11 protein-coding genes are annotated in these 13,666 nt (G+C 45.6%); 6 read left to right on the forward strand and 5 right to left on the reverse strand.

Annotated elements, in window-relative coordinates:
- Window positions 1–423: 423 nt before the first annotated feature.
- The 5 genes from gldF (at window position 424) to BMX95_RS06345 (ending at window position 7,292) form a co-directional block, all read left to right on the forward strand.
- On the forward strand, window positions 424–1,149 hold the full coding sequence (gldF, locus tag BMX95_RS06325; protein ID WP_081201131.1) for a gliding motility-associated ABC transporter permease subunit GldF: 726 nt from the start codon (window positions 424–426) through the stop codon (window positions 1,147–1,149).
- Window positions 1,150–1,155: 6 nt separating this feature from the next.
- Window positions 1,156–2,862 carry a gliding motility-associated ABC transporter substrate-binding protein GldG gene (gene gldG / locus BMX95_RS06330; protein WP_081201132.1) on the forward strand — a complete coding sequence of 569 codons (1,707 nt, stop codon included), beginning with the start codon at window positions 1,156–1,158 and terminating at the stop codon, window positions 2,860–2,862.
- A gap of 171 nt (window positions 2,863–3,033) precedes the next feature.
- Window positions 3,034–4,032: a TerC/Alx family metal homeostasis membrane protein gene (locus BMX95_RS06335; RefSeq protein WP_081201133.1), complete on the forward strand. Its 999-nt coding sequence runs from the start codon at window positions 3,034–3,036 to the stop codon at window positions 4,030–4,032.
- 13 nt (window positions 4,033–4,045) lie between these two features.
- The gene (locus tag BMX95_RS06340) at window positions 4,046–6,538 is read left to right on the forward strand and encodes a bifunctional UDP-N-acetylmuramoyl-tripeptide:D-alanyl-D-alanine ligase/alanine racemase (RefSeq protein WP_242673147.1); all 2,493 of its coding nucleotides are present in this window, start codon (window positions 4,046–4,048) and stop codon (window positions 6,536–6,538) included.
- A gap of 67 nt (window positions 6,539–6,605) precedes the next feature.
- Window positions 6,606–7,292 (forward strand): lipoprotein signal peptidase, encoded by a 687-nt coding sequence (locus BMX95_RS06345; RefSeq protein ID WP_081201799.1) that lies wholly within the window; start codon window positions 6,606–6,608, stop codon window positions 7,290–7,292.
- A 65-nt stretch (window positions 7,293–7,357) separates the two neighbouring features.
- On the opposite strand, the gene fumC is transcribed toward BMX95_RS06345, so the two are convergent.
- The 3 genes from fumC to BMX95_RS06360 form a co-directional block, all read right to left on the reverse strand.
- Window positions 7,358–8,755 (reverse strand): class II fumarate hydratase, encoded by a 1,398-nt coding sequence (gene fumC, locus BMX95_RS06350; RefSeq protein ID WP_081201135.1) that lies wholly within the window; start codon window positions 8,753–8,755, stop codon window positions 7,358–7,360.
- A gap of 166 nt (window positions 8,756–8,921) precedes the next feature.
- Window positions 8,922–9,935 carry a LacI family DNA-binding transcriptional regulator gene (locus BMX95_RS06355; RefSeq protein WP_081201136.1) on the reverse strand — a complete coding sequence of 338 codons (1,014 nt, stop codon included), beginning with the start codon at window positions 9,933–9,935 and terminating at the stop codon, window positions 8,922–8,924.
- 154 nt (window positions 9,936–10,089) lie between these two features.
- Complete coding sequence (locus tag BMX95_RS06360; protein WP_081201137.1) at window positions 10,090–10,866, reverse strand: enoyl-CoA hydratase/isomerase family protein; 777 nt, start codon at window positions 10,864–10,866, stop codon at window positions 10,090–10,092.
- 266 nt (window positions 10,867–11,132) lie between these two features.
- On the opposite strand from BMX95_RS06360, the gene BMX95_RS06365 reads away from it, so the two are divergent.
- On the forward strand, window positions 11,133–11,552 hold the full coding sequence (locus BMX95_RS06365; RefSeq protein WP_081201138.1) for a cobalamin B12-binding domain-containing protein: 420 nt from the start codon (window positions 11,133–11,135) through the stop codon (window positions 11,550–11,552).
- Window positions 11,553–11,647: 95 nt separating this feature from the next.
- On the opposite strand, the gene BMX95_RS06370 is transcribed toward BMX95_RS06365, so the two are convergent.
- Both BMX95_RS06370 and gltX read right to left on the reverse strand, forming a co-directional pair.
- Window positions 11,648–12,007 (reverse strand): four helix bundle protein, encoded by a 360-nt coding sequence (locus BMX95_RS06370; protein WP_081201139.1) that lies wholly within the window; start codon window positions 12,005–12,007, stop codon window positions 11,648–11,650.
- Window positions 12,008–12,098: 91 nt separating this feature from the next.
- Window positions 12,099–13,634 (reverse strand): glutamate--tRNA ligase, encoded by a 1,536-nt coding sequence (gene gltX / locus BMX95_RS06375; protein ID WP_081201140.1) that lies wholly within the window; start codon window positions 13,632–13,634, stop codon window positions 12,099–12,101.
- Between the last annotated feature and the right edge of the window lie 32 nt (window positions 13,635–13,666).

The following is a 13,666-nucleotide window of genomic DNA, read 5'->3' on the forward strand; positions in this document are numbered from 1 at the left end:
ATATATACGAGACATGTACGGAACATATACGAGAATTGGGTAAATCTGACCAGACTCAGTGGTGGAGTTGACAAGTAGACGAAGACGGAAGTTGATGGAATTGACGAGTTGAAAGAGTTGATAGAGGGAAAGCTAACAAGTTGACATTTGCCGCGCAGAAGTGTATTCTTTCTGCCTTCTGCCCTTTGCCTTCTGCCCCTTTAGAGGGTGTGTAAAATAAAAATCCCCCATATTTCGGGGGGACTTTTTATGCAGTAGGTTTCGGCTATTTTATAATTGAACAGAAATAGACAGTAACCGGATGTATCGATTTTTCATTGGATAGTTAAAAACAACTCACGCAATATAATAAAATACCTGAATCGCGCGTCATAGGGCGGCATCTTTTATTTGCATATACTTATAATCACTTATTTTCGCTCCATGTGGTCAGTATGTAAAAAAGAATTCCGGCAGTTTTTCAGCAGCCTGACCGGCTATATCGCAATTGTCGTATTCTTATTATTGAATGGTCTGTTTTTGTTCGTATTCCCCGATACCAATATCCTTGACTTCGGGTTCGCCACCCTTGACAAATTTTTTGAGCTGGCCCCCTGGATATTGTTATTGTTGATACCTGCTATTACCATGCGCAGTTTTGCCGACGAATTCAAAGGCGGCACCTTCGAAATATTACAAACCAAGCCGCTTAGCCGCTGGCAACTGGTTTCGGGTAAATATTTCGGCGCCCTGGGTGTGGTTATCATTGCATTAATTCCCACCATTATTTATCCCATCAGTATTCAGCAACTGGCTGCCACCGGCGGAGGTATCGATATGGGCGGAACCATTGGCAGCTACATTGGTCTGGTTTTACTGGCCGGCGTATTTGTAGCTATCGGTATTGCCTGTAGTAGTTTTACTAGTAATGCAGTGGTGGCTTTTATTGCGGCGGCATTTCTTTGTTTTGTGCTGTACAGCGGGTTTAACGCCATCAGCCGCATTCAGGCATTACAGGCCGGGGCCGATTACTACATCGAAATGCTGGGCATCGACTTTCACTACCGCAGTGTAAGCAGGGGCGTGGTAGACAGCCGCGACATAATTTACTTTCTCAGCGTTATTCTGTTCTTTTTGATCTTTACCAATCGCAATTTATTGAAACGATAATTCACCATGAACAAAATACTGGCTTCAAAAGGATGGTGGTTGTTTTTGCTGATCGTACTGCTGGGTATCAATTACCTGGCATCAGTAGTGCATACCCGTATTGACCTTACTCAGGAAAAAAGATATACCCTGTCGCCCGCTACCAAAAAAATGGTAAAAGGCTTACACGATAAAGTTTCCATCACCGTATTGCTCACCGGCGATATGCCGGCTGGCTTTAAAAAATTGTCCAACAGCGCCAAGGAAATGCTGCAGGAGTTTAAAGAACTGGGTGGCAGCAATATTCAATTCAAATTTGAAAAAGCCGGCGAAGGACTGAGCGATGCCGACAAACAAAAATTTCAGGCGCATTTAGACACACTTGGTCTGAAACCTACTAACATTCAGGTAAAAGCGAAAGCCGGCGAGGCACAGGAAGAACGCCTGGTATACCCCGGCGCCCTGGTTAAATATAAAGACCGCGAGGTAGCTATTGACCTGCTGCAGGGGCAGGATATGCGGGGTGGTGTACAATCGCTGAACAATGCCGAAGCATTGCTGGAATATAAACTGATCCGCTCCATTCAAAAAGTCACGGCCGATACCGTGCCCGCTGTCGGTTATTTACTGGGTAACGGCGAGCTGTTTAATGAAAATGTCAAAGATCTCATCGATGGCACCCTGCGGGAAGAATACCGGTTTGGTTTTCTGCCTATCGACAGCGTGCCGGTTATTCCCAATGTTTTTGATGCCCTGGTGATCGTAAAGCCAACTGTACCGTTTACCAATAATCAAAAGCTAAAGATCGATCAGTACATCATGAACGGCGGTAAGGTAATCTGGCTCATAGACAGATTATATGCCGAAATGGACAGCCTCATGCGCTCACACAGCGATTTTGTAGCTTACGACCGCAACCTGAACCTCGATGACCAGTTGTTCAAATATGGCGTACGCATCAATGGCGACCTGGTGCAGGACCTTCAATGCGATAAAATACCCCTGGTGGTAGGCAGTTATGGCAATCAGCCACAAATGCAATTGGTAGCCTGGCCTTACTTCCCCACATTATCCTCCTACTCGGGCCATCCCATTGCCAAGAACCTCGATAATGTATTAAGTATCTTCCCCAACTCGATCGATACGATAAAAAATAATATTAAAAAGACAGTACTGCTGGCTTCTTCCGAAAGTTCCCGTATTGTTACTACTCCGGCCATTGTAACCCTGAACAGTATTAAAACGGAAGACGATCTGAAAACCTTTAACCAGTCGTTCATTCCCATTGCCGTGCTGCTCGAAGGAAGATTTTCCTCCCTTTATACCAATCGCCTGTCAACCGGTGAGCTGGATACCCTGGCCGGTCTGTACAAACAGCCATTCAGGGCTGCTACGGAAAAGGAAAGCAAAATGATCGTAATAAGCGATGCCGACATTGTGGCCAATGTGGTAACACAAAATGAAGGCCCGCTGCCGATGGGGTACAACCAATTTACGCATAATCAGTATGCCAATAAAGACTTTTTCCTCAACTGTGTACAATACCTGACCGATTCTTCGAACATCCTGGAAACCCGGGGTAAAGACTTTGCGCTCCGCCTGCTGGATACCAAAAAAACAGAAGAGGACCGCACCCAGTGGCAGTTGATGAATATCGCGTTACCTGTGGGGGTGGTATTGTTGTTTGGGTTTGTATTTCAGGCTATTCGGAAACGGAAATACCAGGTGAAATAGTTTCAGGTTTCAGGTTTCATGGCAGGCAAGCATGTCGACCAATAGGCAGGATTCAAGAATTTTTAAAGCCTTGCATCCTGCAACCTGTAACTTTTCCTTAATTAAGAGACTGCAGCAAACCCTAGCCCGGTAACCTTATTTGGCTATCTTTGCCAACCATTTAACTTAGACATGACAGCTGAGCAGATCACGTTTATTACGTTTGGAATTTTATTGGTAGTGGCGTTGGCATTTGACCTTGGATTACTGAGTAAAAAAACTACCCAGATAACCATAAAAAAAGCCCTGTGGCAAACCGCCTTCTGGGTTTCACTGGCCCTGGCGTTCTTCGTGTTCGTTTGGGTTCAGAATGGTCATGAACGGGCCATTAAATACGTAAGTGCCTATTTAATGGAGTGGTCGCTGAGTATTGATAATATATTCGTCTTCATTCTTATATTTCAGTCTTTTAAAGTCAGGGATAAATTTTATGGCCGCGTATTGCTCATAGGTATACTAATGGCCATCATTTTCCGGATCATTTTTATAGCTATTGGCATAGAGCTGGTAGAACGGTTTCACTTTATCCTGTATATATTCGGTGCGTTTCTGGTGTATACCGGTTTCAACATGTTCAAAACAAAACATGACGAAGATGAGGAAGCCCCGAATATGGAAAGTAACAAAGTGTATAAGCTGCTGAAAAGAGTATTGCCGCTTACGCCGGAAGACGGTGATGGTAAATGGTCCATCAGAAAAGAAGGAAAGAAATTATTTACCAGCCTGTTTGTAGTTGTGATCATCCTGGGTACTACCGATATTTTATTTGCACTCGATTCCATTCCAGCCGTATTTACCCTGGCAGAGGGCGACAAACTGGTAATATATACTTCCAACATCTTTGCCGTACTGGGCTTGCGCTCGCTCTTCTTTTTATTGCAGGGTGCTAAGGATAAGTTTGGACACCTGCAACATGGTATTGCGATTATCCTGATCTTTATCGGGTTGAAAATGTTGCTGGAAGACCTGCTGATAAAATACGCAGGTATTAAAGAAATTCCGATATATGTTTCCCTGCTGGTAATAGTTACCTGCATTCTCGCCTCTATAATTTATTCAATCAATGTAAGTAACCGCGCCCATGAAAACGGTAAGGGACCAGATGCAGGTATAGACCGGGAAATTCACTGATCAAATTAACCGGGTGAAATACTTTATTGACAATATTGCTTCCATTATTAAAGGGAAGTGGCTTGTTCAACACGACAATGCGCTGATTGAACAACTGCTGATCGATAGCCGTAAACTCATATTTCCACAAACCTCTTTATTTTTTGCGCTGAAAGGGCCACGGCGCGACGGGCATTCCTTTATTACCCAGTTGTATGAAAAGGGTGTTCGCAATTTTGTGGTGAGCGATACCGTGGACCTGAGCGTATTGGCCGATGCCAATATCATTCAGGTGGAGGATCCCCTGCAGGCGTTGCAAAACCTGGTAGCCTGGCACCGCAAACAATTCAACCTGCCGGTAATAGGCATTACCGGTAGCAATGGGAAAACCATTGTAAAAGAATGGTTGAACCAGTTGCTCGATGACCGGTTCACCATTATTCGCAGTCCCAAAAGTTACAATTCACAAATAGGCGTACCGCTGAGTGTTTGGCCGTTGAACGAGCAGCATGAACTGGCCATCTTTGAAGCCGGTATTTCGCAGCCCGGCGAAATGGAACAACTGCAAAAGATCATTCAGCCCACTATTGGCATATTTACCAATGTGGGTGAAGCGCACAGCGAAGGTTTTGTAAACGTGCGGCAGAAGGTGAATGAAAAGCTGCAACTGTTCAAACATGTTCAAACGCTTATCTATTGCCAGGATGACCCAGAAATAAACAGTGGGGTAGCAGCTTTATGGCAACAGCTGCCCAACAACAAACGCTTTGAGATCTTCAGCTGGAGCATGGTGAGCGAAGCGGTGCTGCACATTCGCCAGGTGTATAAAGAAGAAAACAGGACCACTATTACGGCCACCTATCAGCAACTGGAGATCGGTATCACGATCCCGTTTACCGATAATGCCTCGGTTGAAAATGCCATTCACTGCTGGTGTGTGCTGTTGCATTTACAGGTACCGCAGGAGGAGATAACAAAACAAATGCAGCAATTGGGGCCTGTGGCCATGCGGCTGGAACTAAAAAAAGGGCTTAACAATTGTTCCCTCATCAACGACAGCTACAGTTCAGACCTCAGCTCGTTTACCATTGCGCTTGATTTTTTAAGTCAGCAGCAGCAACATGGAAAACGCACCGTCATTCTTTCAGATATTTTACAAAGCGGCCGTTCAGAAAAAGACCTGTATGCCGAGGTGGCCCGTTTGCTGCAACAGCGGCAGGTGAACCGCCTCATCGGGATAGGGGAGCGCATTTCGCATCACCAGTCAATTTTTCAATCGGCCGGTATTCCTGACCTGGCGTTTTATTCGTCGGTAGACGCTTTTATAAAAGAGCTGCATCATATTCCCTTTAAAGATGAGGTTATTCTTTTAAAGGGTGCCCGCATCTTTGAGCTGGAACAGGTTGACCGTTTGTTACAACAAAAGGTACACCAAACCTTATTGGAAATAGATCTTACCGCAGTTGCCCATAACCTGAAACAGTTTCAGCAACGGTTGCAGCCAAGTACGCGCATCATGGCCATGGTAAAGGCGTTTTCGTATGGCAGCGGCAGTTATGAAATTGCCAATGCGCTGCAATTCCACCGGGTCGATTACCTGGCAGTAGCGTATGCCGATGAAGGCGTGGAATTGCGTAAGGCCGGCATCAATTTGCCCATTATGGTCATGAACCCCGAGGAGTCGACCTTTGATGTGCTGGTGCAATACAACCTGGAGCCCGATCTGTATGCGCCGGGTATTTTTGCCTTGTTTGAAGATTTTGTTAAAAAACAGGGCATTCAGCAGTTCCCTGTACACATAGAACTGGAAACGGGGATGAACCGGTTGGGCTTTTCCCGGGCGGAATTACCGGTGGTAATAAATTCCCTGCGTACGCCGCTGTTTAAGGTGCAGTCGGTATTTACACACCTGGCGTCGAGCGAAGACCGGCAACAGGATGCTTATACCAATCAGCAGGGTGCGTTGTATATGCAAATGGTAGAACAGTTGCAGTTGGTTCTTTCGTATCCTTTTATAAGACATGTAGTGAATACAGCCGGTATCATTCGTCATCCGCAATGGCACCTGGATATGGTGCGGCTGGGGATTGGCCTGTATGGCGGCGACAGTTTTGGGGAAGGCGGGCTCGATCTGCGGGAGGTTTCCACCCTGAAATCGACCATTGCCCAGATCAAGGAGCTGAAAGAGGGAGAAACGGTAAGCTATGGCCGTAGGGGCCTGGTAACCAGGGATACACGCATTGCCACAGTGCGCATAGGGTATGCAGATGGGTATCCCCGGCGGTTGGGGAACGGAGCCGGTAAAATGCTGGTAAATGGCCACCTGGCGCCGGTTATTGGAACCGTATGTATGGATATGACCATGATTGATATTACCGATATTTCACATGTTCAGGAGGGCGACGAGGTGATCATTTTTGGCACCGATTTGCCGGTGAAACAGGTGGCACACTGGGCCCAAACCATTCCATATGAGCTGCTTGCCACTGTTTCGCAGCGGGTAAAAAGAGTGTATTTTGAGGAATAACCCTTCATCAATTACTGGCAAACCCAAGCATATAAAACCTTATCTTTGGAAACTAAAAATTAGCATAGTGAAGATCAGAACAGTTGCCCTGGTAATACTGGGAATTATTATCGCCGATCAGGCTTTAAAAATATGGGTAAAGACCAGCATGACATATGGAGAGCAAATTTATTTGCTGGGTAAAACGCTGCGGTTGTATTTTATAGAAAATGAAGGTATGGCCTGGGGATGGAAGTTTGGTGGCGACTGGGGTAAACTGGCCCTTACCGTTTTTCGACTGATTGCCGTGATCTTTGGCGTGTATTACATCAAGAGCATTGTAGACAAGAAATACCATCGTGGTTTTATTCTTTGCGTATCGATGATCTTTGCCGGTGCACTGGGTAACCTGATAGACAGCCTGTTTTATGGAATGATCTTCTCCGGAAGCAATGATGGTTCAGGCCTTGCCCATATGTTCCCTGCTGGTGGCGGTTATGCCGGCTTCTTACATGGTAAGGTGGTTGACATGATCTATGCACCCATCATCGATAACAAGGTATTACCTTCCTGGATCCCGTTCTGGGGCGGTGAGCGTTTCACTTTCTTCTCACCCATTTTTAATATAGCTGATGCGTCTATTTCGGTAGGGGTGATCGCTATCCTGATCTTCCAGAAGAGATTTTTCAAAAAGAACCCATTAGAAGAAACACCGGTTACCATTAAAAGTGATGACCAGTTAAAAGACACCGTGAAGGTGTATACGGGACAGTAAGAACTTAATAAAAAGCATTATAAATAAAAATGCCGGAGTGGATTCACTTCGGCATTTTTGTTTTATTATATCTTCCCCACCATATCTTTCGGAACAACCCATTCGTCGAATTGCTCGGGGGTAACATAACCCAGTTTCACGGCCATTTCTTTTAAGGTAGTACCTTCTTTGTGGGCCTTTTGAGCAATCTCTGCTGCTTTGTAATAACCGATCTTGGTGTTTAAAGAAGTTACCAGCATCAGGGAGTTGTCAACGTGCTTTTTAATATTGGCCTCGATAGGTTCAACACCAATGGCACATTTATCATTAAAGCTTACACAACCATCACCAATAAGGCGCGCGCTGTGCAGGAAGTTGAAGATCATTACGGGTTTGAACACGTTCAGTTCAAAATGGCCATTGGCGCCACCGATACCGATAGTCACATCGTTACCCATTACCTGTGCCGCGATCATGGTCAATGCTTCGCACTGGGTGGGGTTCACTTTGCCGGGCATAATGGAAGAACCGGGTTCATTATCGGGGATGAACAGTTCGCCGATACCGCTGCGGGGGCCTGAAGACAGCATACGAATGTCGTTGGCTATTTTCATAAGGCTGACAGCAACGGTTTTCAAAGCGCCATGAGCTTCCACAATAGCATCGTGGGCAGCCAGGGCCTCGAATTTATTTTCAGCCGTAACAAATGGCAATCCGGTTAAGGAAGCAATGTGTTTGGCAACATTTTCAGAATAGTCAGGCGGGGTGTTGATACCGGTACCAACAGCGGTTCCTCCCAATGCCAGCTCGCTCAGGTGCGCCAGGGTGTTTTTAATGGCGCGTAAGCCATGATCGAGTTGAGATACATAACCACTGAACTCCTGTCCAACGGTAAGCGGCGTAGCGTCCATAAAGTGTGTACGGCCGATCTTTACCACATGCATGAATTCTTTGCTTTTTGCGGCCAGGGTATTGCGTAATTTTTCAATACCGGGAATAGTTACTTCAACCAGTATTTTATACGCCGCAATGTGCATGGCAGTAGGGAAGGTGTCGTTCGAAGACTGGGATTTATTTACATCGTCGTTCGGATGGAGGAATTTTTCTTTATCGGTCAGTTGGCCGCCTTTGATAACGTGACCGCGGTAGGCAACTACTTCATTTACGTTCATGTTGCTTTGGGTGCCGGAGCCGGTTTGCCAAACAACCAGCGGGAAATAGGCATCCAGTTTTCCTTCGAGAATTTCGTCACAAACCTGACCAATAACATCACATTTTTCTTTGGGCAGAACACCTGCTTCGAAATTGGTGATAGCGGCCGCTTTTTTCAGGTACGCAAATGCCTTGATGATCTCTTTGGGCATTTTATTGATATCCTGTGCAATTTTGAAGTTGTCAATACTGCGCTGCGTTTGGGCACCATACAGGGCATCGGCAGGAACCTGCACTTCACCCATGGTATCTTTTTCTATCCGGAATTCCATAATGTAAAATTTGCGCAAAAATACACGGTTTCGGCTTACCGGGTACCAGTTTCCGGTTACCGGTTCCCAGTTTCCTGCTCAAATTTCAGGCTGTCTGTGCTTAATTATTAATTTTCAAATTTTGGTTTCCCGGCAACCGGCGACTGGTAACAGGTAACCGAATCAACTAGCGAATAATTAATTCACTCTTCAAAACAATATTTTCATATGGAGATTCCTGCCCCGCTACTTTTTTGTCTATCAGGCGGAATAAGAGCTCGGTGGCGCTTACGCCCTGGTCGTAGGGAAATTGTTCAACCGAGGCCAGCGGGGGAAATTCTACATATTGCGTAACCGGTACATTGGCGTAGCTTACAAAACAGATGTCTTTATTGATAGCCAGTTTTTTCTGCCGGGCGTACTGAATGGCGTCGAGGGTAACATAGTCGTTGAAGGAAAGAATGGCGGTAGGTCTTTTTTTAAGCTGCAATAAAGCGTCTACAGCGCTCCTGGTGCCTTCAACCGACAAATTGGTACTAACGATCAGCGATTCGTCTACGGGCAATTTGTGCTTCTTATGCGCTTCCATATAACCATCGAGCCGTTCGTGCTTCATGTTCAGGGTAGGCGGGCCCTGCAGATAGCCTATTCGTTTATGGCCGTTCCTGATCAGCCATTCTACGGCTTCCACGGAACTGTCGTACAGGTTACAGCTCACCGAATGGATGTCTTTGGCATCGGGCACCCGGTCGAAGAACACCACGGGAATATCGTAATTCTTCATTTGCTCAAAATGCTCAATATGGGTGGTGCTGCTGGAGATGGAAGCGAGGATGCCATCTACCCGGTGGTTTTTCATGGTCTCCACCAGTTTTTGTTCACGGGCCAGGTCGTCGTGGCTTTGGCCGATCAGTACAATGTAATTATGATCGAGTGCTACATCTTCAATGCCGTTGATGGCAGCGGAAAAGAATTCTTCCCGCAGGTTGGGCAGTACCAGTCCGATGGTAAATGTTTTTCGCTGTTTGAAGAAGATAGCGGTTTGATTGGGTTCATAGTTGAGTTCAGCAGCCAGTTTTTTTACCGCCATTTTTGTGCGCAGGCCAATACTGGGGTGATCGTGGAGAGCACGGGACACGGTAGAGGCGGAAATATTCAAACGGCGGGCAATCTCTTTTATGGTAGGGAGTTTCTTTTCCATGCTGCTGAAAGATAAACAATGTGAGGGGAAGAAGTTAGGACAAACGTTTGCGCGAAATGCGAGTTACAGGTTCCAGGTTACAAGTTACAGGTTTCAGGGAATACAGGCCCTGCAACCTGAAACTTGCATCCTGGAACAGATACTTAATTGACGATTACTTTCCGGTAAAATTAGGCTTCCTCTTTTCTAAAAACGCGCTGGTACCCTCCACCATATCTTCGGTAGCAAAACATTCGCCGAAGAGTTTTACTTCTTCTGAAAATCCATCTTTGGTATGATCGAAAACTGCATTGGCTGCTTTTATACAACGGCCAACAGCCAGCGGTGCTTTGGTATTTACCAGTTCCAGAATTGATTTGGCTTTATTGAGCAGTTCTTCCTGTGGTACCACATAATTTACCAGTCCGAATTGAAGGGCTGTGTTGGCATCTATCATATTACCGGTGATCATGTATTCAATGGCCCTTCCTTTACCGATCAGTTGTGTTAAGCGTTGGGTACCGCCATAACCGGGTATCAAACCCAGGTTTACTTCGGGCTGACCAAACCTGGCATTGTCTGCGGCTATCCGGAAATGACAGGCCATGGCCAGTTCGCAACCACCGCCAAGGGCAAAACCATTTACGGCAGCTACAATAGGTTTGGGTGAATTTTCAATTTTCTTGAAAATGTCCTGGCCTTTTTGTGCAAGGGCTATTCCTTCCTGGTGTTTCAAACCCTGAAATTCGCTGATATCGGCACCGGCTACAAATGCCTTGGCCCCGGCGCCTGTGATAATGGCTGACTTTACAGCGGGATTGGTATAAATTTCATCAACGGCAGCATTCAATTCATCAAGCACGGTTTTATTCAGTGCATTCATTTTATCGGGCCGGTTGATGGTAATGAGCAGGAGCGCATTCTCAATCGATGTAGTTATGGCAGAATACATGTTACAGGTTTTAATGTATAGATTACTATCAGTTGTAAATCTAAAGAAAAAGAAGAATGCAGCCCTTGGAAAAAGGCTGCCCGTCTGATAAGAACCTGTCCTGTTAATATGTTGATTGTGTATTATCGATTTGACTCTTCAAAAATGCAGACAATTTCGATTGGTTAAAAGCTACACCGGATGTAATGTGATAAAGGGTTACTGAAATGCATTTATCGAATAATGAAGCGTTTTAACGTATTTTTGGTCACTTAAATGTTGCTTGCATGACTCAAACAATTAATCGCCCGTTACGGGTGCTGGTAGCCAAAGTGGGGCTCGATGGGCACGACCGGGGCGCCAAGGTGATTGCCACGGCCTTACGTGATGCCGGAATGGAAGTGATTTATACCGGCCTTCGGCAAACGCCTGAAATGGTAGTGAATGCCGCCTTACAGGAAGACGTGGATGCTATTGGCATCAGTATTTTGTCTGGCGCACACATGACCGTTTTCCCAAAAGTAGTAGCATTGATGAAAGAAAAGGGAATGGATGATGTATTACTTACCGGCGGGGGAATTATTCCTGAAGAAGATATGCTCGAGTTGAATGCCCTGGGAGTGGGGAAGTTATTTGCTCCCGGAACGCCGACTACGGAGATAGCATCGTATATAAGTCAGTGGGTGGTTAAGCACAGGAGCTTTTAGAAGGGAGTAGCTTTTTAGGTTAAAGGCAAAAGGTTAAAGGCAAAAGGTTAAAGGCAAAAGGTTAAAGGCAAAAGCTGAAAGCCAGTTAAGTGGATTTATTTGAAATTGAGGATGGCTTGTTGAAACCCAGTAATCATTTTTTGTTCTTCTATTAATACTGTTTTTAACTCCTGCAGTAATTGTTGATTTCCCTTGTTTAGTTGTTCTGCTATAGTAACCTGGGTTTCTAACTCATATGTAGAGCCCAGTGCAATTTCTAAGAAGCGGGAGTAATCTTTTTGGCTTTTTCTGCTGCATCCTTCTGCAATATTAGAAGCAATTGATACTCCCGCTTTATTCATCTGTTGAACAATAGCGTATTTGTCTTCATTTGGAAACGTTTCAGTAACACGATACGTTTTAATGGCTATTTCAATACCATTTTGCCAGATCTTTAGTTCCCTAAAGTTTCTCATTGAAGCAGGTTTAATGATTATTAACAGTAGCTGTGTTTGCTTTCAGCTTTAACCTTTTGGCTTTAGCCTTGCAGCTGATAACCCAAACAAGTTACAATAATTCCAGAACTTTCTTTACTCTAACAATAGTTTCTTCCTTCCCAATAATGGCTGCAATATCGAAAACGCCCGGGCCAAATTTGCCCCCTACCAGCATTATGCGCAGTGGCATTAATACTTCCCCGGCTTTTATTTGTTTGGCGGCGGCCAGTTCTTTAAACCCATGTTCCAGGTCGGCGCCATTCCAGTTGGTTTGTTGTTGCAGGTAATTGATAACATCTCCAAAGAAAGCCTGTTTGGCTTCGTTCCACTTGGGTTTTATGGCATCAACATCCCATTTCTGCGGTGTTTGAAAAAAGAAACCCGCCTGCTCAACAAAATCAGTCATCAGGGCGCAACGCTCTTTTACCAGGGTAATCACTTTGCCCAGTTGCTCATCATCGATGATCGACATGTCATGGTCGGCAAGGATGCGGCGTACATCGGCTTTCAGGCTGGCAGTATCTGCCTTCTTTATCCATTCATGGTTGAACCATTTCGCTTTTTCAAAGTCGAATTTGGCACCGCCTTTATGAACGCGGTCGATGGAGAATTTCTGAACCAGTTCATCGAGGGTAAACAATTCCTGGTCGGTACCATCGTTCCAGCCCAGCATGGCCAGCATATTGATGAAGGCTTCGGGTAAAAAGCCCAGTTCACGAAAGCCTTTAGTTAATTCAGTAGTGCCGTCTTCTTTTTTTGCCGTCCAGTTCATGGCAAAAACGGGAAAGCCCAGTCTGTCGCCATCGCGTTTGCTCAGTTTGCCATTGCCATCGGGTTTTAAGATCAGTGGCAGGTGTGCCCATTGGGGCATATCGGCTTCCCAGCCCAGGTATTTCCACAATAAAATATGAACGGGTGCACTGGGCAACCATTCTTCCCCTCTGAAGGCATGGGTTATTTTCATGAGGTAGTCATCAACTACCACCGCCAGGTGATAGGTAGGCATACCATCGGCTTTTAATAATACTTTATCATCTACCAGTCCGGTATGAAAACTTACTTCACCCCTGATCATATCGGTAAAGGACACTGTTTCATTTTCCGGCATGCGAATACGGATCACGTGGGGAACGCCATCAGCGATCAACCGCTCAGTTTCTTCGAAAGTAAGCGCACAGGAGTTACGCATTTCCTGCCGTACTTTATGGTCGTATTGGGGAGAAGGATTTTCGGCTGTTTTAAACCGTTCGCGCATCGAATCCAGTTCTTCGGGCCGGTCGAATGCGTAGTAGGCTTTTCCTTCCTGTACTAAGAATTCAGCATATTGTCTGTACAGGCTTTTACGCTCGCTTTGGCGATAAGGGGCAAAAGGGCCACCCACCTGCGGACTTTCATCAGGTTGCAGTCCGCACCATTTTAAACATTCGTAAATATATTCTTCGGCGCCCGGTACGTAGCGGCTTTGGTCGGTATCTTCAATACGCAACACAAAATCGCCCCCATGCTGGCGGGCAAACAGATAATTGTATAAAACCGTTCTTACCCCACCTAAGTGAAGGCCACCAGTTGGACTGGGCGCGAATCGTACCCTTACTTTTTTTGCCATAGGGCGCAAAGGTAAGTTGATCTGTTGATTTG

The organism is Niastella yeongjuensis (assembly GCF_900110245.1).
Lineage (GTDB): Bacteria > Bacteroidota > Bacteroidia > Chitinophagales > Chitinophagaceae > Niastella > Niastella yeongjuensis.